The 18,698-nt window shown below is 31.2% G+C and carries 24 protein-coding genes and 1 pseudogene; 24 read left to right on the top strand and 1 reads right to left on the bottom strand.

Features of this window, described 5'->3' with window-relative positions:
* From T483_RS0102390 to T483_RS0102290, 22 genes are all read left to right on the top strand, one after another.
* Nucleotides 1–456 (top strand): HK97 gp10 family phage protein, encoded by a 456-nt coding sequence (locus T483_RS0102390; protein WP_026885387.1) that lies wholly within the window; start codon nucleotides 1–3, stop codon nucleotides 454–456.
* Between the two features lies 1 nt (nucleotide 457).
* Nucleotides 458–949 carry a phage tail terminator family protein gene (locus tag T483_RS0102385; RefSeq protein ID WP_026885386.1) on the top strand — a complete coding sequence of 164 codons (492 nt, stop codon included), beginning with the start codon at nucleotides 458–460 and terminating at the stop codon, nucleotides 947–949.
* Between the two features lie 10 nt (nucleotides 950–959).
* Complete coding sequence (locus T483_RS0102380; protein WP_026885385.1) at nucleotides 960–2,051, top strand: phage tail sheath C-terminal domain-containing protein; 1,092 nt, start codon at nucleotides 960–962, stop codon at nucleotides 2,049–2,051.
* A 19-nt stretch (nucleotides 2,052–2,070) separates the two neighbouring features.
* Entirely contained in the window at nucleotides 2,071–2,502 is a 432-nt protein-coding gene (locus tag T483_RS0102375) for a phage tail tube protein (RefSeq protein ID WP_026885384.1), read from the top strand.
* 61 nt (nucleotides 2,503–2,563) lie between these two features.
* Nucleotides 2,564–2,974, top strand: a complete 411-nt coding sequence (locus T483_RS0102370; RefSeq protein WP_011968259.1) for a hypothetical protein — start codon at nucleotides 2,564–2,566, stop codon at nucleotides 2,972–2,974.
* 188 nt (nucleotides 2,975–3,162) lie between these two features.
* The gene (locus T483_RS0102365; protein WP_026885383.1) at nucleotides 3,163–5,271 is read left to right on the top strand and encodes a phage tail tape measure protein; all 2,109 of its coding nucleotides are present in this window, start codon (nucleotides 3,163–3,165) and stop codon (nucleotides 5,269–5,271) included.
* Between the two features lie 15 nt (nucleotides 5,272–5,286).
* Nucleotides 5,287–6,054 carry a cell wall-binding protein gene (locus T483_RS0102360; RefSeq protein WP_026885382.1) on the top strand — a complete coding sequence of 256 codons (768 nt, stop codon included), beginning with the start codon at nucleotides 5,287–5,289 and terminating at the stop codon, nucleotides 6,052–6,054.
* A gap of 8 nt (nucleotides 6,055–6,062) precedes the next feature.
* Nucleotides 6,063–6,974 carry an XkdQ/YqbQ family protein gene (locus T483_RS0102355; protein WP_026885381.1) on the top strand — a complete coding sequence of 304 codons (912 nt, stop codon included), beginning with the start codon at nucleotides 6,063–6,065 and terminating at the stop codon, nucleotides 6,972–6,974.
* Nucleotides 6,975–6,982: 8 nt separating this feature from the next.
* Nucleotides 6,983–7,303, top strand: a complete 321-nt coding sequence (locus T483_RS0102350) for a DUF2577 family protein (RefSeq protein WP_026885380.1) — start codon at nucleotides 6,983–6,985, stop codon at nucleotides 7,301–7,303.
* 16 nt (nucleotides 7,304–7,319) lie between these two features.
* Complete coding sequence (locus T483_RS0102345) at nucleotides 7,320–7,766, top strand: DUF2634 domain-containing protein (RefSeq protein ID WP_026885379.1); 447 nt, start codon at nucleotides 7,320–7,322, stop codon at nucleotides 7,764–7,766.
* Nucleotide 7,767: 1 nt separating this feature from the next.
* Complete coding sequence (locus T483_RS0102340; protein ID WP_026885378.1) at nucleotides 7,768–8,835, top strand: baseplate J/gp47 family protein; 1,068 nt, start codon at nucleotides 7,768–7,770, stop codon at nucleotides 8,833–8,835.
* A gap of 1 nt (nucleotide 8,836) precedes the next feature.
* Nucleotides 8,837–10,588, top strand: a complete 1,752-nt coding sequence (locus tag T483_RS0102335) for a pyocin knob domain-containing protein (RefSeq protein ID WP_026885377.1) — start codon at nucleotides 8,837–8,839, stop codon at nucleotides 10,586–10,588.
* Between the two features lies 1 nt (nucleotide 10,589).
* A complete protein-coding gene (locus tag T483_RS0102330) occupies nucleotides 10,590–11,195 on the top strand; it encodes a YmfQ family protein (protein ID WP_026885376.1) in 606 nt (201 codons plus the stop codon).
* A 13-nt stretch (nucleotides 11,196–11,208) separates the two neighbouring features.
* A complete protein-coding gene (locus T483_RS28640; protein WP_051560273.1) occupies nucleotides 11,209–12,291 on the top strand; it encodes a hypothetical protein in 1,083 nt (360 codons plus the stop codon).
* Nucleotides 12,292–12,301: 10 nt separating this feature from the next.
* Entirely contained in the window at nucleotides 12,302–12,736 is a 435-nt protein-coding gene (locus T483_RS0102320) for a hypothetical protein (RefSeq protein ID WP_026885375.1), read from the top strand.
* 2 nt (nucleotides 12,737–12,738) lie between these two features.
* A complete protein-coding gene (locus T483_RS0102315) occupies nucleotides 12,739–12,945 on the top strand; it encodes a hypothetical protein (protein ID WP_026885374.1) in 207 nt (68 codons plus the stop codon).
* A 191-nt stretch (nucleotides 12,946–13,136) separates the two neighbouring features.
* Nucleotides 13,137–14,030: a right-handed parallel beta-helix repeat-containing protein gene (locus T483_RS28635; RefSeq protein WP_035789944.1), complete on the top strand. Its 894-nt coding sequence runs from the start codon at nucleotides 13,137–13,139 to the stop codon at nucleotides 14,028–14,030.
* 55 nt (nucleotides 14,031–14,085) lie between these two features.
* The gene (locus T483_RS0102305) at nucleotides 14,086–14,607 is read left to right on the top strand and encodes a hypothetical protein (protein ID WP_026885373.1); all 522 of its coding nucleotides are present in this window, start codon (nucleotides 14,086–14,088) and stop codon (nucleotides 14,605–14,607) included.
* Nucleotides 14,608–14,644: 37 nt separating this feature from the next.
* The gene (locus T483_RS30865) at nucleotides 14,645–14,836 is read left to right on the top strand and encodes a hypothetical protein (protein WP_155268445.1); all 192 of its coding nucleotides are present in this window, start codon (nucleotides 14,645–14,647) and stop codon (nucleotides 14,834–14,836) included.
* 180 nt (nucleotides 14,837–15,016) lie between these two features.
* Nucleotides 15,017–15,253 (top strand): hemolysin XhlA family protein, encoded by a 237-nt coding sequence (locus tag T483_RS0102300; RefSeq protein ID WP_026885372.1) that lies wholly within the window; start codon nucleotides 15,017–15,019, stop codon nucleotides 15,251–15,253.
* Between the two features lie 15 nt (nucleotides 15,254–15,268).
* Nucleotides 15,269–15,670 (top strand): hypothetical protein, encoded by a 402-nt coding sequence (locus T483_RS0102295; RefSeq protein ID WP_026885371.1) that lies wholly within the window; start codon nucleotides 15,269–15,271, stop codon nucleotides 15,668–15,670.
* Nucleotides 15,671–15,727: 57 nt separating this feature from the next.
* Complete coding sequence (locus tag T483_RS0102290) at nucleotides 15,728–16,513, top strand: GH25 family lysozyme (RefSeq protein ID WP_026885370.1); 786 nt, start codon at nucleotides 15,728–15,730, stop codon at nucleotides 16,511–16,513.
* A gap of 455 nt (nucleotides 16,514–16,968) precedes the next feature.
* Here T483_RS0102290 and T483_RS28630 read toward each other — a convergent pair whose 3' ends face one another.
* Nucleotides 16,969–17,391, bottom strand: coding sequence for a helix-turn-helix domain-containing protein (locus T483_RS28630; RefSeq protein WP_051560270.1), 423 nt, complete (start codon nucleotides 17,389–17,391; stop codon nucleotides 16,969–16,971).
* 36 nt (nucleotides 17,392–17,427) lie between these two features.
* On the opposite strand from T483_RS28630, the pseudogene T483_RS0102280 reads away from it, so the two are divergent.
* Nucleotides 17,428–17,895: pseudogene (locus T483_RS0102280) on the top strand (ABC transporter substrate-binding protein); the annotation flags it as partial.
* 34 nt (nucleotides 17,896–17,929) lie between these two features.
* On the top strand, nucleotides 17,930–18,697 hold the full coding sequence (locus tag T483_RS0102275; RefSeq protein ID WP_026885368.1) for an ABC transporter ATP-binding protein: 768 nt from the start codon (nucleotides 17,930–17,932) through the stop codon (nucleotides 18,695–18,697).
* Nucleotide 18,698 lies beyond the last annotated feature (1 nt).

The following is an 18,698-nucleotide window of genomic DNA, read 5'->3' as shown; positions in this document are numbered from 1 at the left end:
ATGAGTAATGATGGATTTGATTTCAGTGAATTAACTAAATTTGAGAAAAAACTAACTGAAAAAGTTAATGATACTATGCCAAAAGAGAGTAGAAAATTCATAAAAAAAGAAGCTAATAATCTTAACAAAAAAAATAAAGCGGTTTTTAAAAGTAAAGGAATAGGGCAAGAAACAGGAAATTTACTTAAAGGATTCAAGGCAGGTAAAGCTTATAAATATAGAGGTGTGTGGTCTGCAAGAGCTTTTAATAATAGTCCACATGCTCATTTACTTAATGATGGCTTTATGTGGGAACCTCATAAAAATGTTGCTAAAGGACAATCGAATAAGCAAAATGGTGAAGAAAAATTTATTCCTGGATTTCATTTTATGGAAGAGGCAGCAAAAGCATTTGAAAGTGGTTTTTATTCAGATGTTGAAGAATGGTTACATGAAGTATTTATAAAGGGGCTGTAATATGGTTACATTGAAACAAATAAATAAGACTATAAATAATACAGTAAAATCTGCATTAGTAGATACTGAGTTTGTTGATGTTGAAATTGTATCAGAAGATACCACAGAAGCATTAAAAAAAGAGACAGATGGATCATATATAAATGTTATAAGACCCTCTATAAAAGTTACATTTGATACTACACAATCAGGAAAATTTAATAGTCAATTAAAAGAAAGAACCCTTCCAGTGAGGGTTTATTTTTTTGCAAAAGATAAGAATAAACCTAAACTAGATAATTTGGCAATGCAGGATTTATTAGAGAATGCATTTCTAGAGGATGTAAAAGTCACAGATACATTTTATATGCCGATTGCTGAAGATATAGAATGCAGCACAACTGATGGAGTATTACAAGTTACTTTTGATTTATATTCTCTTGAGGAAATATATGATGATTCTAACTTAGAACCAATAGAAGAATTAAACTTCAATTTAAATTTAGAAGAGTAGGAGTGATGATATGACAGTTACAATGCCAAATATTGATGTGTCATTCAGTCAAAAGGCAGCTTCGCTTCCTGAGAGAAGTGAAAGAGGTTATGCAATATTAATAGTTAAAGATGATACAAGCGCAATGTTTAATTATAAAGAATATTCCGATATAACTGAGATAGACACTGATAAAGAATTATATACGGAAGATAATTTACAATATTTAAAAGATATATTTACATTTGCTCCATATAAGGCTTGTGTAGTAAAAATTGGTGGATCTGCAACTATTTCTGATGCATTAAAGATTGTTATCGAGAATGTAAAAACAGGATGGATAACAATGGCAGATGGTGAAACAGAAGATTTTACAACTTTATCAAGTTGGATAAAATCGCAAGTAGCTAATAAAAAAACTTATAAAGCGGTAGTATACAATGTAACTTCACCAGATGAAAAACATGTAGTTAATTTTGTTAATACAAAGATAACTTTTAGTGATAGCAGGCGCGAACAAACAGGAGAAAAATATTGTCCAAGTCTTATTGGGATTTTAGCGAAATGTAATATTACACAAGGATGCAATAACTTTAAATGTACAAATCTTAGTAAGGTTTCAGAGGTTGATGATAGAAATGAGGCTCTAGGTGCTGGTAAGTTTATTTTAATTAATGATGGTGCAGATGTTAGAATTGCACGTGGAATTAACAGTTTAACTACTACAAATGGGAAATCAGCTACAGAAGATATGAAAGAGATAGAAGTGGTTGAAGCAATGGATCTTATGCAAGATGATATTTCAACTACATTTAAAGAAGATTATCTAGGAGGTGGATATAAGAATAAATATGATAATCAAATTTTATTTATAAGTGCTGTTAATGGGTATTTCAAGAACTTGGCTAGTATTGATGTACTTGATATGGAATACGAAAATAAAAGCGATATAAATGTTGAAGCACAAAGAGCAGCATGGATAGATGCGGGAACAACTGAAGCTAAGGATTGGACAGATCTTCAAGTCAAAAAAAATACATTTAAGAGAAGTTTATTTAGCAAAGCAAATGTAAAAATACTACAAAGCATGGTTGATTTAGACTTTGAAATAAATTTAGCGTAATAAGGAGGCTGAATAAATTATGGGAAATCAAGCGTTAGCAAATAAAGTTTTGACAGGTAGCAGCGGTAATCTTTGGTTTAATGGACAACTTTTAGCTAATTTAAGCAAGATTGAAGCTAAAGTAAAAGGTAATTTTGAAACGGTTGAGTTTTGCGGAGATAATGCAACATATAGTAGATATAATGGGTGGTCAGGAGAAGGTACGCTTACAGTAAAAAAAGTTGATAGTACAATATGGAAGATTTGTGCTGATGCATATAAAAGTGGGGTCATGCCAGATATAAAATTAATATCAAGCTTAACTGATAAAGCAACAGGAAAAAGTGAAAAGGCAAGTATAGAGGGAGTGGTAATAACTGAATTCTTACTTGCTGGATTTGAATCTAAAAAAATAATTGAAGAGGAGTTTCCGTTTAACTTTGGAGACTTCGATGCCATTGAAACTATTTAATATTAAGATGCTTTTAATTAAGCATCTTTTCAATTTTAAAATAAAATTTTGGAGGAATATTATGAACAAAATGTCATTAGAGGATTTTATTAAAAAGGGATTAGAGAAAAGTGAAGGAATAAGGAAAGAAGCTGATATAGAGATAGAAGGATATGGACCTATAACCTTTATAAGACCTACAGAAGATAATATTTTAGAGTATTTAGATGCACAGGCAAATGCAATTAAAATGAATAAAAATGAAGAGATAATAGGTACAGATTATAAATTATTGGCCAATGCGTCTAAAGAATTTATTTATTTTTCTTGCCCATTTTTACAAAATCCAGAACTGCATAAAGCATGGGGAATAAAAGATCCTTTAGATGCACCAGTTAAGGCTTTTGGAGTTGAAAATTTAGCTGGTATAGCTAAAAAGATAAAGGAAGCTTTTGGTGATGGCAAAAAGACTAAAGAAAAATTAAAAAACTAATAAGAGGGAATGGCAAAGGAGAAATAGGACCATTATTTTGGCTAGGTTATTTCTTTGAATGTGGTCATTCCCTCGAATATTTATGGAGTTTACCTAAGTCTCAAAAAGAGCTTTTAATGGAATATGTTATTTATAAAAATGAATTAATGAATACTAAACCACAGAAAAATTAATATGGGGGTGATAATTTGTCATCAAAAGTAATTAATACCATATTAAATTTGAAAGATAATTTTAGTGATACTATTCAAAATGTTGCTAAAAATACTCAGGGATTTAAGTCTGGTATGAAGGATACAGAAGACCAGGCTGTTAAAATGAAAAAAACTGTTAGTGAAGCTTTTAATACTGTTAAAGAATCTATGCTCAGGGGAATTGGATTTGGTGCTGGTATGGATATATGGGAGTTTATGAAAGAAGGTATAGTTGAAACTGTTACTTTCGGAAATGAACTTCAAAAATCTCTAAATGGAGTTATGACATCTAGCGGACTTGCTGAAACTGGCATGGATAGAATGAAGAATGTCATGCTGGATATATACAATGATAATTTTGGAGAGAATTTCGAAGAGATAGGTGAAGCGTTAAAAGCAGTAGGAGAGCAGACAGGATATACTGGTGATGATTTAAAAGGACTAACTGAAAATGCAATAGCATTAAAAGACACTTTTGGATATGAGGTAAAAGAATCTGTTAGATCAGCATCAACTTTAATGAAACAATTTGGAATAGATGGTGATGAAGCATTTAATTTAATTGCACAAGGAAAACAAGGGGGATTAGATTTTAGTGGAGAAATGTTAGATTCTATCAATGAATACAGTGTGCAATTCAAAAAACTCGGATTAAATGCTGAAGATATGTTTAATATTCTTTCGGCCGGATCAGCAGAAGGTGCATTCAATTTAGATAAAGTCGGTGATGCAATTAAAGAATTCTCCATTAGAGCAATAGATGGAAGCAAAACAACAGCAGATGGATTCACTCAGCTTGGATTTAACGCTGATGATTTAGCATCTAAATTTGCTCAAGGTGGTGACAGTGCAAAAGATACTTTTGAGGATGTTATTACAGCTTTATCAAATATGAAAGATCCTTTAAAACAAAGCCAAATAGGTGTTGAATTATTTGGTACTCAGTTTGAAGATTTAGGTATAAACGTAATTGAAAGTTTAGGAAATGTTGATGGAGAGATAAGCAACACATATGATGCATTAGCACAAATAAATAAAATAAAATATAACGATGTAGGTAGTGCATTTGAGGGAATTAAACGTAATATTCAAACAAGCGTATTAATTCCAATTTCGGATGCTGCATTACCTCGTTTAAATGATTTTGCAAATTGGTTTAGAAATAATATTCCTGAAATAAAAGAAGATGTAAGTGGAGTAACTGACACTTTTTTAAGTGTTGGAGGTTCAATTATAGATAAAGTCGTGCCTTCACTTGGCGATTTAATAGGCTCTGCATCTAATTTGGAAAGAACCATTTATAATAGTGTTGTACCATCATTTTCAGCTGTAACACCTGATAGTTGGGATTCTGTAAGTGATGCAATTAAAGATATAATTGACGGAGCTACAGGAGTAGTTAATTTCGTAAATGATAATTGGCCAACAATTGAACCTATTGTATATAGCATAATTGGAGCAATTGCTGCATGGCAGTTAGCTATTGTTGGAGTTAATACTTGGATTGGGATTACAACATTCGCGACTAGTGCATGGGGAACAATAGAACTTATGATTTGGGGAATACAAAATGCTACTACAGCGTGGGAAGGAGCACAGTGGCTGTTAAATGTGGCGATGGATGCAAATCCAATTGGAGTTGTAACACTTGCAATAGCTGGTTTAGGATTTGCTATCTATGAAGTTGTAAAGCATTTTCAAGAAATATGTGATTGGGCAGAAAATGCATGGGGGAAGCTTAAAAAATTCCTTGGTTTAGATGGAGCTACAGTTGATATAACAACAAATGAAACAGTTACATCTGTAACTAATGAAAGTGGAAATACAGTATATTCAAGAACACCTATGAATGCAACAGGAACACATTATTGGTCTGGTGGCCCTACTAGAATGAATGAGTTTGGTAATGGTGAAATGGCAATACTTCCAAGTGGATCAAAAGTTATTCCAGCAGGTCAAACAGATAAGATATTGAATAATAGTGGTGCTTCAATAATTGTGCAATTGACAGTTCAAGGAAATATGATAGGTAATGAAGAGTTTGCAGATCAAGTAGGACAACATATTTTTAATAAATTATACTATCAAATGGTTAATTCTTAGAAAGGAAAGTAGGCTATGAGTAATTATAATATCTATATAAGTGATTACAACAGAACAAAAGTGTTGCAATTCCCAACAATACCAAGCAAACTGCCTGCATTTTCTAGTGAGAGTAAGAATGAAGAGTTTGAAACGTATTGGGATATTCCATATAACTTCATAGAGAAAAAGGGACTGCTTCAAGGATCATGGAGTGATTGGCTCCCAAGAGATGCGAGCAAGTATTATTTTTCTAAAAGTAAAGTTAATGCAAAGGAAATAATCGACTTAATTGAAAATGCTAAAACAAATACTGAGCCTATTCGCTTAGTTATAAATACTCCAGATGGTTACAATGTGAATGATACTTTTAGTATTGAAAAATTTGAACCTCAAATAATGAAAAATGGAGATTATGAATATACTTTAGGACTTAAACAATGGAGAGATTACAATACTACTATTGCTAAAGTTTATGCGGTTGGTTGGCAACAAGATTCAACTGGATGGTATTACTACACGGATACATCAGGAAATTATTATAAAGACTCTTGGCAGTTAATAGATAATGAGTGGTATAGCTTCAATACTGCCGGTTATGCTAGGCAATCTAGTTGGTTGCAAGACGGAGGATATTGGTACTATCTAAAAGATAATTGTATGATGGCTAGGAATGAGTGGATTAAATACAATGATAAATGGTATTACTTTGGTTCAGATGGCGCGATGTATTTTAGTGGAACGGCTACAATAGATGATGTTCAATATACATTTGGTGATGATGGTGCTTGGATTGAAAGTTAGGTGGTGTTATGTATAGACTTGTTGTTAATAATCAAGACATAATAAAAGATAGCAATACTATTTCATGGGGTGGAGACACTGATAATATAGGTAGTCAATTAACTTTTGATAGCATAAAAGAAATTCCAACAGGGACAGTCATACAACTGTTTAATGATTCATTAGAAATATTTAGAGGAATTGCATTCAAGCCAGTTCAAAGGAGATGGGCATGGAGCTATACATGCCAGGATTATAGTTTTTATTTAAAAAATAATAAGATATCAGTTAAGCAGTTTTATAATATAAGAGCAGATGAAGCAATGAAATCATTAGCTGGCGAAGCTTATTTAACTTGCGTTATAGCAGATATTCCTACTCAGATAAGTAAAACATATGTTAATACTACTATGGCACAAATAATTGATGATATTTTAGATCAAGCACAAAGTGACCAAGGAACAACATATTTTAAAGAAATTGAAGGTAATGTTTTATATGTTAGAAAACTTTCAGAAATGAAAATAACTCCTAGATTAATTTTACCTAAAGATATAGATATAGAAATGTCTATGGAGAATATGAAAAATAAAATAACTGTTACTAGCGGAAATGATGATAATGCAAAAGTAGAAGCAGTCGCAGAAGATACAAGTAAACAAGGCTTTTATGGTATTTTAAGCGATAATTTAACTGTAGATGATAAGAATGTTGCTCAGGCTCAAAATATTGCAAATAACACATTAGCTAATAGTAATAAAATAGAGTATTCATGTTCTTTAAATGATATGTTTGTTGTTGAAAATGGTGACTTAGTAAAACCAAATAGAATGATTTATTTAACTGCTGGTAAGAGATTAAATGGGTACTATAAAATAAAAAATGTAAATCATAAATTAGAAAATGGGATTCACAAAGTTAGTATTACAGTTGTTTGGTAGGTGATAAAATGGATAGATATGATACAGGCTTAATGAAATTATTAAGGGAAAGAGACAATAGAGATCCTAATGAGGCGAGGATTGGAAAAATAATTGCTTTAGATCCTATTAAAGTTTCTTTATTTGGCGGTGCTGCTATATTTACAGAAGATGATATTAATGCGCAGCTATATATATGTGAAAGCTTAAAAGGTATAGAAGGAAAAATCACTATAGAGGATCAGGTGCAAAAAAGTTTTTCTATTAATAGAGATTTAGGTGTAAATGATAAAGTTTTATGTATTCCTATTTCGAACGGTCAAGCTTATGTGGCAGTGGATAAAGTTTAAAGGCAGGTGATATCATTTGTTTCCAAATCAAGAGGCGGTTACTACAATAACTCAATTAAACAATGAAAATATAATAAATAGTGGTGGTAAATCTCCTAGTTTCAATTTTGAGCTAGGAGATTTTAATGTTAAAGATGGAAAAGTCGAAACAGTAAGCAAATATGAAGCTTTAAAGCAATGGATACAAAAAACTATAAGAACTGATAAGAATAAATACAAAATATATAATACAAATGGTTCTGAAAAATATGGCGTTGATTCATTACTAGATCTAATAATGAGTGAATATCCTTTGCCTTATAAGCAAGCACAGATTCAAACAATAATTACAGAAGCATTACTAAGAAATTCTGATATAAAATCTGTAAATAATTTTGTATTTAAAAAAGATAAAACGTTACTTAATTGTAATTTTGATGTTATAAGTGTTTATGGTACGAGCACGGAAAGTGTGGTGACGTAAAATGAGTGATAGCAGAGCTGTTATACAAGCTAGATTACTTAGCAATATAAGTGATGAATATAACAAAAGCGAAGGCGAGTTCATGTATGATGCTGAGAAACCAGTTGCTATTGAATTAGAAAATGCATATACAGAAATTGAAGGCGTATTAGATAAGAGATTTGCAGAAACAGCGACTGGAAAGGATCTTGATAAAGTAGTAAAAGATGTTGGATTAACACGTAAATTAACAACTCAATCTATTGGGAAAGTTACAATTATTGGAGTAGTCGGCTCCCCTATAAATAAAGGTGAACTCGTAGCCAGCGATAGTGTTAGCTTTGAATTTACAGAAACATTGGTTGTACCTGAAAGTGGGATTATAGATGTTTCAGTAAAATGTGTAAAGTACGGTGAAGTAGGTAATATACCAGTTGGAGCCATTAAATATTTTCCAAAGACACTTTCAGGACTACAAAAAGTAATTAATAAAGAAGCTATTTCTAATGGATATAATGAAGAGACAGATGAAGAGTTAAGAAAAAGATATTATGCCAAAATTCAGACTCCTGCAACGTCTGGAAATAAATATCATTATAGAAATTGGGCATTAGAGGTAACAGGCGTTGGAGATGCAAGAGTTGTACCACTTTGGGCAGGAAACGGAACTGTAAGAGTCGTTATTATAAATGCTAATAAGACTGGAGCTGATAAAACATTAGTGGATAGTGTTAAAAAGTATATCGATCCAGTTGATGGAATGGGTGAAGGACAAGCACCGATTGGGGCAACTGTAACAGTTGTTTCAGCGATTGAAAAAGCAATAAATATAACTGCAAATGTGAGTATAACTAATGGATTTAATCTTGGAATAATACAAACAACTTTTAAGACATTGGTACTAGAGCATTTACAAAGTATTTCATTCAATGCTTCATATATAAGTATAGCAAAGATAGGAAAAATATTATTAAGCACTGAAGGAGTTATGGATTATTCTGATTTAAAAATTAATGGTGCAACATCAAATATTAATTTAGCTGATGAAGAAATTGCAGTAATGGGAAATTTAAATTTGGGGGTGATGTGATTTGAATGTAACTCAATTTCATGAGAAGCTCAATAAACTTGAAAATAATATATATGTAATTGAAGAAGTTGTTAAAGTATTAAACGGCGTTTATGAATCAGAGCTACAACATGATAATGTAAATCTAAAGACTTTGAATGTTTATACAGGAAGTAAACTTACAGGAAATAAGATTGAAGCATATTTTACATCAACTCCATCATTAACTCCATGGAAAACAATAATTAAAATTTACTCTAATGTAAGCCCGATTTATATAAGCTATGAAACATTAGGAGATCAAGTTGAGGCAGAAGATGTTAATAAACTTCAGGATGCAGTCGTTGAGACTCAAGAAAATCTTAATAGTGAAATTAATAGAGCTACTGGGGCCGAAAAAGTTCTGACTGATAATTTAAATACAGAAATATCAAGAGCAAAAAGCGCTGAGTCTATTTTAACAACAAATCTGGATTTTGAGATAAATAGAGCTAAAACCAAAGAAAGCTCTATAGATGCAGAATTATCTAATAGATATACAAAGGATGAAGTATTACAAAAGATATCAGAATTAATAAATAACGCGCCTAATGTTTTAGATACATTTAAAGAAATTGCAGATGCACTTGGAAATGATCCTAATTTTGCTACGACTATGACTACAATGTTAGCTGGTAAAGTTGATAAAGTTTCAGGAAAGGGACTTAGCACCAATGATTATACAGATACAGAAAAAGCAAATTTAGCAGATACAAATAATAAGAAGCATGAGCATGGAAATAAATCTGTAATAGATGGAATAACAGCCACATTAATTGGATATTGGAATGCTGCTTACACTCATATTAGTGATAGTGTTAAACATATTACAAGTGATGAGAGAACCTTATGGAATACTGTGAGTAATAAGGTAGATAAAATGACTGGAAAGAGTTTATCTACAAATGATTTTGATAATAACTATAAAGGCAAAATTGATGGGATTAGTAGTAATGCTAACAAAGTTGAAGTAAGCACAACTAACGGAAATATAAAGATAGATGGTGCTGAAAAAACAGTTTATATACATCCCAGTGGAACTAATCCACATGGCACAACTAAAACTGATGTTGGATTGGGGAATGTAACTAACGACCCTCAAGTAAAAAGAAGTGAAATGGGAGCTGCTAGTGGAGTGGCCACTCTTGATAGTTATGGTGTAAATAGTCAAGCTCCAAAGCCTCATACTCATGATGATAGATATTATACAGAATCAGAAGCAAATTCAAAATTTGCAACTAAGGACGAAATATCTAATGCTGGATATGGTGATATGCTTAAAAGCATATATGATACTAATAGCGATGGGATCATAGATAATGCAGATAAATTAGATGGAAAACATTCCAGTGATTTTGCACCTAGTGGATATGGATTAGGAGGAAAAGGTCAAAGACTAAATACAAGTACTGATTTGAATAATATAGTAGCTAATGGATGGTATGATGTACAAAATCCTGTAAATGGACCTTATTCGAGTGGGTGGTTTAATTTTATGGTTATATGTAGCGGTGATGAAAGCTATTTAACACAATTAGGTTTTGGAATGACAGTGAATGTAGGTCATGTTTATATACGAACTAAAAGTGGAAGTTCGTGGTCAACATGGATAGAACTATACTCTAACTCAGTGAAGCCAACTCCATTTGATATTGGAGCAAGTCCAAGCACACATAATCATGATTCGGTTTATCTAAAAAAAGGATTGTCGTGGAATGATTTAGAGGGGGTATAGCATGAATTATGGTACAACCCAATATGGAATTAATGAAGAAGATAACATAGATGAAATAAAACTAATATCTCCTGATCTTATGCGATATATGCCTGATTATTATATTACATCTAAAGTTATGAAGGAATTAGAACATTCTAATTCGCTGGAGCTTGGAAGATTAAATTATAAAATTAATGATATAAAGAATCAACTTTGGATAGATACTGCAACATGGGGGCTTACCTATTGGGAAAATGAATATGGAATTGAAACTAATCTGAATCAAAGCTATGAACAAAGAAGAGAAGTTTTAAAAGCTAAAAAACGTGGACAGGGAACAGCAACGAAAGTAATGTTAAAAAATGCAGCTGAAGCCTTTAGTGGTGGAGAAGTAAATATACTAGAAGATAATGCTAATTATTCTTTTACAGTGCAGTTCATAGGAGTTAAAGGAATTCCGCGTAATATGCAAGCTTTCATCAATATGTTAGAGGATATTAAACCAGCTCATTTAGGATATGTATTTAAGTATACTTATACATCTTGGGATTATTTAGATAACAAAAGCCTATCTTATAACAATGCTGAAAGTATTAAGTGGGATGAAATAGAAGTATACGATTAAGGAGGAGGATTAAATGCAATTATCAACTAATTATGGCTTAAAATTGCCTGAAGGAACTGATAATGTAAAAAGGCAAGATTTTATAGATAATTTTTCAAAAATTGATTCTGTAATGAAAGAACATGATACGCACTTGTCAGATATGGTGTATCAAACAGCAGGAGGTTCAGCTACAGCAATAACACTTGCAATCAAAGGAACGTTAGTAAATGGATATCCAATAACTTTTATATCAAGTGCAAACAATGGGGGAGCTGCAACCACTATAAGTGGAAAAAAATTATATAAACCAGGAACGACAACATCACCAAGTTTAATATCAGGAAAGGCGTATACAGTTTGGTATAACTCAACTGGTGACTGTTTTTTTATCAAAGCTAGTGCGGAAGGAACTGCACTAGCGAAAGATGTGCGTAAGAATACGACCTTTAGTAATGATAATGATACTGGTATAACTGGAGGTCTTGATTTATCTTTATTAGTTCCAGGAAATATAAGAGCTGGCATTACTGTAGATGGAGTTACTGGTAAATCTTCAGTTGTAGATACAGTTGATGCATTAGCTACAACGTCTCAGTTATTGTCTGGTACAACTGCTTATGTTAATGGTATTAAAGTAACTGGAAACCTACCTGATTTAGGGGCATCACAGCACGCACCTGATACGTGGACAGATGGTAATGGGACATTGGTTTTTAGGGTTCCATCAATTGGAGCTTTTACCAGTGCGGTAAATGGCTATAAGCCTGAGCTATCTACCTGGGATGGAAATTTTGTGGCGAGTAATATTATCAGCGGAAAAAGTATATTGGGGGTAGCTGGGACAACGCAACAATTACATATTGCAGACGGTTCTTTTAGCAATGCCTGGTCTAATAATTATGCAACAGTAAATTTAGGATTTCAGCCTAAGGCTTTAGTTATTAAAACTTCAGATGGTGGCTGTTATATGTACACAGATAAATATGGTTGGATGTGGACTGTATATGCTGGAGATAAGTTGACAATAGGCTCTCAAAATATTTTTGGTATAACATCAACTGGGTTTAATTACCTTCAAAATGTTACATCAGGCACTTATTTTGCTGTAGGATAGGAGGGAAAATATGACTAAATTTAATCAAATATGTTCGAAGGTATATTATCAAATAGTAACAGGAGAAGTTCTGGTAATTACAACAGAATGTGAAAGTACTGAGTTGGAGACAACTAAAGAACAGGACGTTAATATTTACAATGAACTTAAAGATAAACAAATCAGTGACATTGATTTTATAAAATTAGAATATGGAACTTTGGCTAGTACATTAAATAATTCTAAATCTTATAAAGTTAATGTCACTGCAAAGAAACTCGAAGTAATCTATTATGCACAAGAAGAATTGAATGCAATACAGCAACAAGCCCAGCGAAATGATGATTTAAATGCTAGGGTTTCTGATATATCAACATATTTGGGCAACAATGTAACAACAATAGCTGATGTAGAAGATTTAATTCTACAATCAGAACAAAATAAAATTATAAACGGGGGAATGTAAAAATGAACGAAATAATAGTGAGAATTTTAAAAAGCAAAATAACAAGGGACAAAGCTAATAATACACTAAAGGTAGATGAGACTACAGCTAGGATAAAGATATTTTTAGCAGGCGGAGATATCACAGCAGAACAATATGGAGAATTTGTGGAAATGATAACACCAGTAACTGAAGACAATAAGTTGAATACAGAGAGTACCGCATCATAGGAAAAATATGCGGAATAAAATATTTTTGTCATAATTATTAAATACTGTGGATGTGATGTAGAAACTAATAAAAAGTATTTAAAATAACAAAAAAAAATGTTACCATAATATTGATATAAAGTATAATGTATGAAAAAATTAAAATTAAGTTAAATATAACTAAGCGATATAACATTTTAGGAGGCGATTTTATGAAAAAAATAAAGAAATTATTCTTAATTGCAGTTTTAGGAGTAATGGCTGCATCGGGAAGTTTATTTTTTAACAATTTACCCGTTTATGCAAGTAACACTATAGATGTTAGTAATTCAGGAACTTCTTTATCAAATGCATTAGCTTCAGCTAAATCTGGAGATATTATTAATATTATTGGAACTGTAAAATCAAATTCAGTAGATGTACCTGCAGGAGTAACAATAACAGGAAAGTCAGGTAATGGGAAAATAGATTTTTCTCAAACTTCTGAAGGCTGTGGGAAGGGATTTACAATTAAAACCGATGGTTCTACTATTATAGATTTAGAGATCTATGATGCTGTAGGTAATGGAATCTACATTGAAGGTTCAAATAATAATCTTGCAAACTTAAAGGTGCATAATAACCAAGATTCAGGAGTACAATTATCAAATGGAGCAGCTAATAATACCTTAACAAATGTTTCTTCTTATGGCAATGTAGACATAAGAAGAAATAGTGCTGATGGATTTGCAATTATCTCCTATGCAAGTGTATTAAATAAGTTAATAGACTGCACAGCAGAGGGAAATGCAAATGATGGATATGATTTAACTAATGCAGGTGGCGCTGTAACATTTACAAGATGCAAGGCTATAAATAATGGGATTTCAAACGGAATAAGAGGTGAGGGTGATGGATTTAAACTTGGAGGTAGAGGAACTGATGATGGTAAACTAAGCGTATCTCCATTAAGTCATGTACTTAATAATTGTACAGCAGAAGGAAATACCGAGATTGGATTTGATGGAAGATGGCAGACAGCGGATATTACATTAACAGAATGTATTAGCAGAAAAAATGATCAAGGGAATTATAGTTTCCCTAATGACAATGTTGTAATAAATTAATTACATTATAAAAGAGATATATGAATTTTTGTATTAAAATGAGGAGACGATAGTTTTGAATAAAAAGCTTAAACGAACAATGACCTTTGCATTTGCAGTAGGAATGCTTTTTACCATGAGGCCAGCAACAAAGCATACTAATTTATTTACTACAGAAGCATATGCTGCGTCAGAAAATGCTGATAAATTAAAAAGTTTGGAATTAGAAACTTTAGATGCAGATAGTTTAGATCTTTACGAAGATAGTAATTATAATGATAAATTATCTGATAATTTATATGTTGGAGATATATATTTTGTAAAAACTTCAGCAGATGATATTAAAATTACTGGTATAAGAGGAGCAAATACTAGTAATGTAAGAATCTTTGTGGGAAATTCTGATAAAGCGTATAATATAGGTAGTGATATTAGTCTTTCAAAAGGAACAACAACTATACTAAAGGTAAGAGTATATGATGAGAAGTATTATAAAGATCAATACCATTCTAAGTCTAATTATAATCCATATACAATCATTGTAAAAAATACTAATGCTGAAGTAGTACAACAAGCTAATCAGTTTAGCAGAAATTAGAAACTCAGCAATAATAATAGTAATGTAAAAAACAAGTTTGGCAGTAAATGTATGGATTGTGGTATTTATAAGCATAAGAAGCTATATGGTTTCAAATACAATGACAGGTGGCTATAAGTTAAGAACTGATGGGCTTAGATTTACATTAAATATGAAAAATACAAATTTAAATATCGTATTATTCAATAAAATGAATTTACGGTATTTTTGCTACGCCCTAGGAAACTAGGCGGTAATAACTAAGCAAAAAGGCCAGTAATGTATTTATATTAAAATTTTAGAAATCCTAAATAATAACTATAAAAAATTAATATTAGAATGATTTATAATATTAAGTGGGGTAAAAGACATCTACAACAATGTAGGTGTCTTTTGCTATATGAAAATAACTAATAAAAAGAGGTGTAATATGAATGAAGAATTAGTAAAAGACAAAATTGAAACTCACGAAAGAAGGCTTAATAATCATGGGGATAGGATTGATAAGCTTGAACAGGATGGGAGAGAACTAAAGACAGAGCTTAAAAATCTATGTGAAAATCTTAAAAACTTAACTAGCATGATGAAGTGGTTTATAACTGCAATGGGAGGATCTTTAATAAGCTTCTTTTTTTATGCAGTTCAAACAGGAATATTTAATAAATAATTGGAGGTATGTAAAATGATAAAACAAATTTTAGGACTAGTAATAAGTATATTAAAAAATAAAACATACATGACAGCAGCTAGAGAGGCATGGAGCATTGTAGATGAGAACTTTAGGATTACAGAAAAAATTGAAGATACATTTAGAAGTAAAACTGAAGAATTCGATAAATTATTGCTTGCTAAATTTCCAGAACTAACTAAGGAAGATGTTATATATTTTAGGCAAGCAGTTGCAGGAAGCGTTAATGTGGGGAAGGAAGCAGTATTAGATAATTCCGTAATTATGAAGGAATTGCAAGAATCAAATACTAAATTACAAGCAGAAAACGCAAGTCTAAAAGATCAATTAAGCAAATTTCAATCGCTTGCAGCAGCAACAGTAAACGTAGATGTGCAGCAAACAGTGCAAGCGTAATTTTGGAGTAGCCTTTAAGGTTGTTCTTATTTTTTTATTATAGAAAGGAAGATATAAATGAAAGGTATAGATATAAGTAATCATAACGGAAATATAAATTTTAACCAAGTAAAAACAGCAGGAGTAGAAGCTGTTTATATTAAAGCTACAGGAGGAACAACGTTTAAAGATAGCTATTTAGATACAAATTATTCTAACGCACATTACGCAGGATTAAAAACAGGGTTCTACCATTTCTTAGTTGGAACTAGTGAGCCAGAAACTCAAGCCAATAGTTTTTATAATGCTATAAAAGATAAAACCAGTGATCTCATTCCGATGCTAGATATAGAAACTAATTTTGATGGACCAGTGGATTATATTTTAAGATTTATTTCTAGATTTAAAGAGCTATCTAATATGCAAATAGGTATTTATACTTATACTAGTTTTATGGATAACTTAGATAATAGAATTGCTGATTATCCATTATGGGAAGCAAACTATAATAATGATCCATGGAAATTAAATTCTAATTTATTCACTAATAGAGTAGGACACCAATATAGCGAAACAGGATCTGTAAGCGGAATAAATACCGACTGCGATATGAATGAGTTTAATGAAGGAATATTTAATAAAAACACTGGATATGTTGTTACAAACTATTTACCTAATGGCTATCAAGGAGATAATAGTTTTAATGGTGTTGATGCTGATTATGTGCTCCAATATTTTAAAGGAGTTAGATGTTATTTTAGGGGAAACGAAAAAGGGGTATGGATTGAAACTCAGAATCTATCTATGAGCAAATGCCTAGAGCTAAAAGAAACTTTGGGAAGCTGGTTTTATGATATAAAGTAATATGGTATAATGATTATTACTAAATTGCATATACTCTGTTTAGTAAAGGTAGAATACTTAGTCTACCTTTTTGTTTTAATATAATAATTCTTATAAATCAGATAAAAATAGTCTTGTATAATTTATGAAATTATGGTATTATAATGTTACACACAAAGCTAACAGCGATAGTAGATAGCGTTAGACTCCCAAGATAATTACAAGATTCTTTTTTAAGCATTAAGTCTTGTAGGGTAGTAAAGAGAAATCTTTATTACCCTTATTTTTTGCACAAAAAAAGAGATAGCAAAAAAATATTAGGAGAGTAATGTCCAAAGCTATCTCTTTATTTATTAAAAAATAGGAAATCGTATCTTAATTCTTAACACTATTAAGATAAAATATACATGAAGTTATAAAAATATATTCCAATAAAATAATTGATTAACACGATTTTAAGAGAATAAATATTAATTTTAAGTATTCAAATAACTCCTCATCTTTTCAAATACATTTCTAGATGGCACATTATTTTCATAACAATATCTATATAAAGTTCTTTTAGATATACCCAAAGATTTACACAGCTTATACTTATTAATGTGGATATTTTTATTAAGTAAAGTGGATAAATATTGATGAAAGTTATCCATAGATTCTAGATACGGATCATAAAAATATTTACTATTAATATTGAAATAACTGGCTAGCCTCATTGATTGTTCTTTTGTGGGGAACAGCTCTCCACGCTCATATTTTGATATACTTGATTTGCTAATACCTATAATTAGTGACAATTCTTTTTGAGTTAAATTATTTAACTTTCTTAATCTAATCAAATTTTCAGCAATCGTATTTGCTGGCAGATCTTTAAATTCATTTTTTAAATCAATTCTCAAAATACAGTTTTCTAAAATCGCTTTTTCATGTACCGAGCATTTAAAGGTGGTACAGGAGATTATGTGGCTCTCTTTGAACCTACAGCTTCTGCTATTCAAAAAGAAGGAACTGGATATATTCTTACATCAGTTGGTGAAGAATCAGGTTTAATTCCTTATACTTGTTATTTTACAACAAAATCTTATATGGATAAAAATCCACAAGTAATACAAGGCTTTACAAATGCTATTTATAAAGGTCAACAGTGGTTTTTTAGTCATAGTACAGAAGAAGTTGCAAATAGCATAATTGACTACTTCCCAGGTACAGATAAAGACACAATTATGACAGTTATAGATAACTATAAAAAGATTGACGCTATAGCTCATACACCAGAAATTAAAGAAGAAAATCTAAATAGACTTATGGATATTATTACTGATTACGATTCAAGCTTAATGCCGCAAAGACCTGAATTTAGCAAGATTGTAGATAATTCTTTTGCTGAAAAAGCAGCTAAATAAAGGTCACATAAAGATGAAAAGGTGGTGATTTTATTTGAGCTTGTTAGAAATATTAAATATATCAATGAATTATCATTCTATTAAAGGAGAAACACAAGCTTTAAATAATGTTAATTTTCAAGTGGATGATGGCAAGTTTATTTCTATTTTAGGACCGTCAGGATGTGGAAAATCTACATTATTAAATATAATGAGTGGACTGTTAGAACCATCAAATGGTGGCGTGTTATACAAGGGGGAAGATGTAAAGAAGAACTTAGATAAAATAGGATATATGTTTCAAAAAGATCATTTATTCGAATGGAATACGGTTTGGGAAAATGTAATCTTGGGGCTAAAGATAAAAAAGCAGCTAAATAATGAATCAAAGGAAAGAGTAAGCGGATTATTAGATGCTTATGGGTTAACGAGATTTAAGAACCATCATCCGAGTGAACTCTCGGGTGGTATGCGGCAAAGAGTTGCACTTATAAGAACTTTAGCATTAAATCCAGAGATACTATTTTTAGATGAACCATTTTCAGCACTAGATTATCAGTCAAGGCTTTTAGTATGTGACGATGTTTATAAGATAATAAAAACAGAAAAAAAGACAGCAATAATGGTTACACATGATATAGCAGAGGCGATTTCTTTATCTGAAAAAGTAATAGTATTATCTAAGAGGCCGTCTAGTGTGAAAGTAGAAATTCCTATACATTTTAATGGTGAAGAATTAACTCCTTTTCAAAAGAGAAGAGCTCCAGAGTTTAGTGAGTATTTTAATAGATTATGGAAGGAGTTGAATGATGGAAATGGTTAAA

It is taken from the genome of Clostridium beijerinckii HUN142 (assembly GCF_000621745.1).
Classification (GTDB): Bacteria; Bacillota; Clostridia; order Clostridiales; family Clostridiaceae; genus Clostridium; species Clostridium beijerinckii_A.
Note: the sequence above shows the minus strand (reverse complement) of the source record. Positions and strands in the feature narration are given on the sequence as shown.

Excerpts from the sequence above, each read along its gene's own strand:
- T483_RS0102340 (WP_026885378.1), top strand. The coding sequence starts at position 7,768 with ATGAGTGATAGCAGAGCTGTTATACAAGCTAGATTACTTAGCAATATA.
- T483_RS0102350 (WP_026885380.1), top strand. The coding sequence starts at position 6,983 with ATGGATAGATATGATACAGGCTTAATGAAATTATTAAGGGAAAGAGAC.
- T483_RS0102295 (WP_026885371.1), top strand. The coding sequence starts at position 15,269 with ATGATAAAACAAATTTTAGGACTAGTAATAAGTATATTAAAAAATAAA.
- T483_RS28640 (WP_051560273.1), top strand. The coding sequence starts at position 11,209 with ATGCAATTATCAACTAATTATGGCTTAAAATTGCCTGAAGGAACTGAT.
- T483_RS0102290 (WP_026885370.1), top strand. The coding sequence starts at position 15,728 with ATGAAAGGTATAGATATAAGTAATCATAACGGAAATATAAATTTTAAC.
- T483_RS0102370 (WP_011968259.1), top strand. The coding sequence starts at position 2,564 with ATGAACAAAATGTCATTAGAGGATTTTATTAAAAAGGGATTAGAGAAA.
- T483_RS0102375 (WP_026885384.1), top strand. The coding sequence starts at position 2,071 with ATGGGAAATCAAGCGTTAGCAAATAAAGTTTTGACAGGTAGCAGCGGT.
- T483_RS0102330 (WP_026885376.1), top strand. The coding sequence starts at position 10,590 with ATGAATTATGGTACAACCCAATATGGAATTAATGAAGAAGATAACATA.
- T483_RS0102380 (WP_026885385.1), top strand. The coding sequence starts at position 960 with ATGACAGTTACAATGCCAAATATTGATGTGTCATTCAGTCAAAAGGCA.
- T483_RS0102385 (WP_026885386.1), top strand. The coding sequence starts at position 458 with ATGGTTACATTGAAACAAATAAATAAGACTATAAATAATACAGTAAAA.
- T483_RS28635 (WP_035789944.1), top strand. The coding sequence starts at position 13,137 with ATGAAAAAAATAAAGAAATTATTCTTAATTGCAGTTTTAGGAGTAATG.
- T483_RS0102300 (WP_026885372.1), top strand. The coding sequence starts at position 15,017 with ATGAATGAAGAATTAGTAAAAGACAAAATTGAAACTCACGAAAGAAGG.
- T483_RS0102320 (WP_026885375.1), top strand. The coding sequence starts at position 12,302 with ATGACTAAATTTAATCAAATATGTTCGAAGGTATATTATCAAATAGTA.
- T483_RS0102360 (WP_026885382.1), top strand. The coding sequence starts at position 5,287 with ATGAGTAATTATAATATCTATATAAGTGATTACAACAGAACAAAAGTG.
- T483_RS0102390 (WP_026885387.1), top strand. The coding sequence starts at position 1 with ATGAGTAATGATGGATTTGATTTCAGTGAATTAACTAAATTTGAGAAA.
- T483_RS0102315 (WP_026885374.1), top strand. The coding sequence starts at position 12,739 with ATGAACGAAATAATAGTGAGAATTTTAAAAAGCAAAATAACAAGGGAC.
- T483_RS0102355 (WP_026885381.1), top strand. The coding sequence starts at position 6,063 with ATGTATAGACTTGTTGTTAATAATCAAGACATAATAAAAGATAGCAAT.